Origin of the sequence: Peribacillus deserti (assembly GCF_016909175.1) — a bacterium.
GTDB classification, from domain to species: domain Bacteria; phylum Bacillota; class Bacilli; order Bacillales; family DSM-1321; genus Paraperibacillus; species Paraperibacillus deserti.
The window spans coordinates 41,723-48,689 of record NZ_JAFBFI010000021.1; the positions used below are offsets into that span (position 1 = coordinate 41,723).

At 33.4% G+C, this 6,967-nt stretch carries 5 protein-coding genes and 1 pseudogene; 4 read left to right on the forward strand and 2 right to left on the reverse strand.

From position 1 onward, the window contains the following. Positions 1-16 precede the first annotated feature (16 nt). A complete protein-coding gene (locus tag JOC77_RS18140; protein WP_204546481.1) occupies positions 17-868 on the forward strand; it encodes an aldo/keto reductase in 852 nt (283 codons plus the stop codon). 194 nt (positions 869-1,062) lie between these two features. Next, a complete protein-coding gene (locus tag JOC77_RS18145) occupies positions 1,063-1,377 on the forward strand; it encodes an HPr family phosphocarrier protein (protein ID WP_204546492.1) in 315 nt (104 codons plus the stop codon). A 411-nt stretch (positions 1,378-1,788) separates the two neighbouring features. Here JOC77_RS18145 and JOC77_RS18150 read toward each other — a convergent pair whose 3' ends face one another. Beyond that, on the reverse strand, positions 1,789-2,268 hold the full coding sequence (locus tag JOC77_RS18150; protein ID WP_204546483.1) for a small multi-drug export protein: 480 nt from the start codon (positions 2,266-2,268) through the stop codon (positions 1,789-1,791). A 1,109-nt stretch (positions 2,269-3,377) separates the two neighbouring features. Here JOC77_RS18150 and JOC77_RS21415 point away from each other — a divergent pair. Both JOC77_RS21415 and JOC77_RS21900 read left to right on the forward strand, forming a co-directional pair. Next, positions 3,378-3,675, forward strand: a pseudogene (locus tag JOC77_RS21415) (hypothetical protein). Positions 3,676-4,825: 1,150 nt separating this feature from the next. After that, positions 4,826-5,287: a CBO0543 family protein gene (locus JOC77_RS21900; RefSeq protein WP_377337311.1), complete on the forward strand. Its 462-nt coding sequence runs from the start codon at positions 4,826-4,828 to the stop codon at positions 5,285-5,287. A 150-nt stretch (positions 5,288-5,437) separates the two neighbouring features. Here JOC77_RS21900 and JOC77_RS18155 read toward each other — a convergent pair whose 3' ends face one another. After that, positions 5,438-6,259: an STAS domain-containing protein gene (locus JOC77_RS18155; protein WP_204546486.1), complete on the reverse strand. Its 822-nt coding sequence runs from the start codon at positions 6,257-6,259 to the stop codon at positions 5,438-5,440. Between the last annotated feature and the right edge of the window lie 708 nt (positions 6,260-6,967).

Sequence of the window (6,967 nt, forward strand, 5' to 3'; positions counted from 1 at the left end):
AACAGGAGGATATTATATGCAAAAAGTCACTTTAAATAATGGTGTTGAGATGCCTATTTTAGGTTTTGGGGTTTTTCAGATTCAAGATGAAAATGAATGTGAACAAGCTGTTTATGACGCTATCATGGCAGGATATCGTTTGATCGATACTGCTGCCTCTTACCTAAATGAGGAAGCTGTCGGCAGAGCAATCAAACGTAGTGGTGTTCCGAGAGAAGAATTGTTTATTACTACCAAACTCTGGGTTCAGGATGCAGGTTATGAGAGCACAAATAAAGCATTCGCAAGATCACTGGAAAGACTTCAATTGGATTATTTGGATTTGTATTTAATTCATCAGCCCTATGGCGATGTATTTGGATCGTGGCGTGCGATGGAGGAATTGTATCGTGAGGGAAAAATCAAAGCTATAGGAGTGAGTAACTTCCATACAGACCGCTTGATTGATTTAATCATTCATAATGAAGTCATTCCTTCTGTCAACCAGGTTGAAACTCATCCTTTCAATCAGCAAATAGAAAGTGCTCAATTCATGAAAGAGAATAATGTGCAAATACAGTCTTGGGGTCCATTTGCTGAAGGGAAAAATAATATGTTCCAGAACGAAATTTTAGTATCAATAGCCGAAAAGTATAATAAATCTGTTGCACAGGTGATTTTACGTTGGTTGACACAGAGAGGAGTCGTTGCGATTCCAAAGTCTGTTCGCAAGGAAAGAATCATCGAAAACTTCAATATCTTTGACCTCGAGTTAAGCCAAGAAGATATGGAGAAGATCTCTACGTTAGACTCGAAACAGAGCTTGTTCTTTTCACATAGAGATCCTGAAATGGTGAAATGGATTGGTACCAGAAAACTAGAAATTTAATAGGTGGAAAACCTCTCAAAAGTTTAGAAAGCTCTGGAATTATTTAGTCAAATACCTATCCGTCATGGAATCTATATCTGTTGGACTCTGTCTGCTCTGAAATTTGTAGAAGAAGGAAAAAGAGATTTACTAAAGTGCAGCTCAGAAAAAAACATTTTCGTTTGTTGATAGATGATTATGGAGAGAGCAGGTTGATGATTACAAAACAGTATAATATTATTACAAGTACGGGTTTTGCACGTCCAGCAACGTTACTGGTACAAGTTTCTAGGTTGTTTACATCAAGAATATCTCTGGAATATCAAAAAAAATCTATTGATTTAAAATACTCGACTGATTCTATAATGGATATTTTGTCGCTTAGAATTAGACCTTACAGTATGATTAATATAAAGGCTGAAGGAATTGACGAGTATGACGCTTTACAAACAATAGATAATCTCTTCAATAAAAATAAGCTAATTATAGATCAGACGGAGTTCCTATCCTGTAAGAGTAACCCGAAATAAGAAATGGATAACGGATAAAAATGTAATTGGCAGGATCAACGTTTTTGTTCTTGCCAGCTACAAATGTTAATTAATTTCTTATTTAACTAAAGGGTGCGATAGTTAAAGAAGGAAATGGCTGCTTTAGCAGCCTTTCAGAGTGTAGACAAAATCAATTTCAAACAAACTTTGTCGCGAAAAATGAGGTTTGTCAATTTATTTCTTGCATATATGGTGGCTTTTCTTAAAGTTAAGCACTATATATTGAGGGTTAAATATTATTAAAAAATAGCTGTCGACTTTGTCGACAGCCTGAATGGCTGCTTTAGCAGCCTTTTTGTTTACCCTGAGAGAAGGAGTTAAGAGTGTGTTAATTGAGTTATGTAAATACAATAGGAAATGTCACCGAAAAACTCAATCCTAGATATTGTTTTATTGAATGAAGTTCAAAAGACTAAAACCATACACTGATCCCACAGCAAATATTATGGTCCACACGGCTAAACTAATAGTCATCCATCCTATAACGCGGGTCTTAGAACTCCCAAATGTAAGTGCTATTATTGCTGCAATGTCAGTCCCAACAAAAATGGGTGCTAATAAGGCCAACCCTGGGATTCCATACTTCTCCCAAATTTTCAGAGAGCGTTTTTCTTTTTTTGTTGGATTCTTTAGGCCTTTCTTTTGTTTTCTATTTTTCCTCCATTTTTCTATTTGCTTAAAAAAGACACCAAGTAAAAGGATTAACAAAAAATTACCACTGAATGCTGCTATGCTGACCCCTATAGGCGGTAGTCCCCAAACAATTCCAAGGGGTACTATTATTGAAACATCCATCCACGGAGCTGCCGCAAATAAAAATAAAACTATATACTGGAGAAATATATTTGCATCCTGAGCCCACCCGATCAACAGCATAACCCTCCTGTTTAACGTATTATGTAGACAACCATTAATACTTTCTATTATAAGAAAATAGGAGGTAAGGTTACCAGCGATTCTTCTTACAATAAACCGTTCTAACTTACATTTTTGTCAGATTAAAAGGCATTTGTGAATTGAGAACAAGTGAAGCCAGACTGAAGGATGATTATACAATCTGGAATGATACCGAAAAATTTCAGGGTGAAGCGTTTCGAATTTATTCTAAATCCAATTATTTTGATTTTATAGAAAAGGAATCAAATCTAAATAAGTTTATGCCAGGAGAAAGTTTTTCACATTACTCAATAGCTTGTATTGAACATAAGGTAGATATAATCTCCAACAAGGAACAATTATTACAGAACTAAAGTAAGTATATTCCTCAACTAAAGGATCGTTAGTCCAAAAAGTATTGGCTGCTGCGACAGCTTTTTTTTTATTCCACTAACGTGGCACTTTAGGTTAATAAACCAAATATTAGACTAAATATAATTTCTAGGAATTGTTATTTTTTGAAGCAAGTGAATTAAGAATCCAATAGTAAAAGGATTAATAAATGAACCAACTGTTCTTCCTATGTATGGTTGGACAAAAGGAATTTTGATAGGGTTGTTGAAAACCAGATTAGATTAATTAAGAAGGCTAAAAGGATTCTAAATGGACCAAGTAGCCATTCTCCATTAAGCATAATTGCTACAAAGCCACCTGTCATTGCTATTCGTAAATATATGAAGTTCAGAAAAGAATTTTAAACTGACTCGTTTAAATCCTCAATTTTTTTTGTAGAATGAAAAATTTACCCGTTTTACTGGAATTATTTGTTAAAATGAATACCAGGCTTAAAATATATTTTTTATTGTGGGTGAAAAATGAGTAAAAAAATACAAGTGTTCAACCTCATTACTGTATGTAATTATTGCTTTATTTTTTGTATCCTATTGGCTTCAAAAAGTCAATATTATTAAGTTTACAAAGGTTCTAGGTATTATAATTACCAGCTTACTGATGTTATGGACATTACCTATCATACTTGATTACTTCTTTCCTTTTGCCCCTTGACCCCACACACGAAAGGTTGTGCTTATTTGGAAACGCAAATGGTTATTTTGAAGAAGAACAGTGCAATTAGTTATGTTTCTTTAGTCATTGGAATTGTTTGCTTTTTTATTGTTTTCGTAACCTCTACAAGGATAGCAAATATGGAATTTCAGCGGGAGGTTTAATAACATTCTTTCTTACGGCTTTAGGTATCGTATTGTCTATCGCTGCATTATCTAAGAAAACGAGAAAAAGGTAATCCCTGTAATAGCATTAATACTTTCCGCCTCTAATATTATCTTTTGGATAATTACGCTTATCTTGTTGTTTACTGGCGTAACTGATTTTGGTCCGTAATATTTGCATTGGAGTGTCGATTCTAGGGATTCGCTATTCAATTTGTTAGGTAATTTCGCTACAGTGATATTAGGATCCAATGTCTCCTGACAGAAGAAAAGATCAATGAAATTTAAAACGATTGAGGAAAGAACCGTGGTTTCAGGAGGTTTATTTCGAGCATATAAATCAATTCCTGCAGAATAAAGAGGTTAGACTTACCGTAGGTTTAGCAAAAATGAATAGAATCCTAAATAATGAAAATAAGAGAAAAAATTTTCTCGAAGTTCTTACAATTTTTTAATAAGCGTTCGCACCTTAATGAAAAGGGTTGATTTCTTTGGAACATATATTTTGTACAGTGTTTAGTTGGGTATCTTTCACCCTATTTGTACTTTCTCTAATCTGTAATTTTCTTGAAGTTTCTATATCTAACTCATCTTATATTGTGTTTTATGGATTAAGTATTGCTGGTTTACTCATCAGTATTGCTGGACGAAGTATAAAGTTGAAAACGATTAGCTTGGTAACTAGCTTCATTTGGAAAATTGGATTTTACGGTAATATAGCGATTGTTATTCTGTTTTTTCCTCTCGTTTATCACATTTGGGGAACGTTGATTTTTGGCCCATGATTATAAAAACGTTAATCATAAGGTAGGAAACAATTTACTTGGTATATTTATAGGTTTCTTTATTGTCGGTGTGTTCGTTTATTGCTTGAAGGGAATATGCTATACGCCTTGATTGCTTCTATAATCCCCTCGGCTTTTTGGTGTTGCACACTTAAGTAATAAGTAAATAAGGTGGGTCATACTCGTTGTCAAAATACCTATCGTATGTATTTTTAGTTATTACCCTTATTCTATTTGCCCTCATTAGGTACGGAGTATCTTTAGGTTCGTTAGGTAGAGCTGTTATCATAGCAATTTTAATTTTAATTACCGATTTTAATAAGAAAAAGAACTTAAAGAACTATATGAATAATTAATAATGATCTTTAACATCTTACACCCATTGGATTTTCAACTAACTGGTGCGTTAGTTTAAGAAGCTAAAGATGTCAAACGGAAATTGCCAGCTTCTTATACTTATTAGAGAAGCTGAGTAAGGGCTGCGAATAAAAATGGAAGAAATGTAAACAATGTTACTAAAACAACTAGGTGAAATATATGTGGATTTTAGTTTACATCTTTTTTATTATTCTTAATGCGATTGCTTATTTCGTGCCCAAGAACATAAAGAAAAGTGAAATATACTCTACATCCATTTTTGCGATATTGTTTGGGTTTATTACAGATGAAGTTCTAAATCTTCATTTAAACCTATATGGTTACTTTAACCATGGGTTTCAGTGGCAAGGTTTCTTTAGTAGTTTTATGTATTTTATTCCGATTAATAATTTATTTCTTAACTACTTCCCAGTAAAAAAGGGACCCCTAATAAAGGCAAAATACATTGTTATTTGGACCCTTTTTTCAGTATTGTTTGAGTGGCTAATACTACAAACAGAATATCTTTACTATAACGGATGGAAGCTATGGTATTCAGCTTTATTATATCCGTTTATTTTTCTTATTCTGTACATTAATCTAATTGTAGTGAGGAAGCTAAATAATTCTGAAAAATGCTAATAGCACCTTGCATTAAATCAAGTTTGGAAGGATTATTTAATCATTTTTTAGCTACGGGTCAAGTGTTAGTTGAAGAGGCAATGATATTGCAGCTATTCATTGATCAAAGGGGAAGAACAAAAAAAGACCGCTGTAAACGGTCAATATTAGTCAAAGATATTGCTTTAAAGTTTCCTGGAGTGTACCTTTTGTTTCTGCATCTTCTTCAAAGCGGATTCCCGAATGCACCATTTTTCTTACAAGATCAGGACGAAGGCCAGTAAGAACCGCTTTGCAACCCATCATTTTCACCCCAGCCAATATCTTTTCAAAATTATTTATGACATCTCGTTCCAACATGGCAATACCTGAAAGGTCCATAACTAGTGTGTGAATTCTTGTATTTGCTATATCGTTTAAAACTTTTTCCTCAATTATTTGAATCCTGTAGGAGTCTACTGACCCAATTAGTGGCAAAACAGAAACGTTATTGCTTACAGGAATAATTGGAACTGACAAGTGCTCCACCATTTCTCTTTGTTTTAAAAACATTGTATCTTTGAATTTTGTATAGTTAAGAAAAAAGTTATTTAGGAACTTGTCAATATTATCGTTGATATTTTTTTCTAAAGTATAAATTCCTACCCGGTCCTTCGTAATATTTTTTTTCTCGTCGAGAATACCTACAAAATGCCATAAGGTTCTTCTTATGGCTTGTACCCACTCTAATTTTAATTCAAGTGTTAATGCGTGCTCCGCCCAAGCTATGCCTTCCTGTTTAGCGAACGCTACTAAATCTTGATCTTTCTGGTTAATTACATAATAAATCAATGTCCGAGCATTTTTTAACAAATCAATGTTCCCTTGATTTAAAATGTCTGTAATTTTTGATGAGACATTTACTGCTTCCGAAAGCAATTTGCTCTCAAACGGTTCCTCATACTCTTTAATAAAAGACTCTATTTCTTTGCCCAGTATCTGTAATGTTTTCATTGCCTTAACTCCCCTTTGATGTACAATTCTTGATAATTGATAATCGTAAATATATTATATTGTTGTTTTTCTAACAATTGCAATTTTATAACTACCTTGAAATAATTAAAAAAAATGGAAAAAAGACAATTACTTAAAAAAATCTACTCAATCGTTAATAAAAGAGGATATATTGAATTGTGCTATGGATTATGTTGACTGAATCAAGGTCATTATCAAATTGCCACTTCCTATCCATTTTATTGTCTGTGGAGCAGTATAATTTCATGCTGAATTATGGCTAACAGATACATTAATCAAGACCAGGCTCGCTACGGCGGTCCTTCTTGTTGTACAATAGGTCAATTTATATGGTAAAAAACTTAAATGAGTTTTTTAACTACCATGAAAATAGTTTAAAAGTGACTTAAGAAGACTCAATAATATACAAAAAAAGTGGCCCACCCGTTAAGGTGAGCCGGTTTTTTTTAAGTCGCTAAACAGCGGAATTAGCATTTCAGACGCACTGATTACAAACCCTATTTACCAATTATCGGCTTAGGGGTTATCGGAGGAGCTATTATTGGATGTTTTATTGGCTAAGGTATTTAGAATGGTTGTATCAGTAATCTTATTTAACTCCCATGAAAATTAATTCTGAGATACAGTCAAAAAGGCAATACTAAAGAAGACAGCTCATTCTGTATTTTTAAAAGAGTGCCTGGTTGC

Bases quoted from the DNA above. Each gene is read 5' to 3' on its own strand.
- JOC77_RS18140 (WP_204546481.1), top strand. From the start codon at position 17: ATGCAAAAAGTCACTTTAAATAATGGTGTTGAGATGCCTATTTTAGGT.
- JOC77_RS18145 (WP_204546492.1), top strand. From the start codon at position 1,063: ATGATTACAAAACAGTATAATATTATTACAAGTACGGGTTTTGCACGT.
- JOC77_RS21900 (WP_377337311.1), top strand. From the start codon at position 4,826: ATGTGGATTTTAGTTTACATCTTTTTTATTATTCTTAATGCGATTGCT.
- JOC77_RS18155 (WP_204546486.1), bottom strand. From the start codon at position 6,259: ATGAAAACATTACAGATACTGGGCAAAGAAATAGAGTCTTTTATTAAA.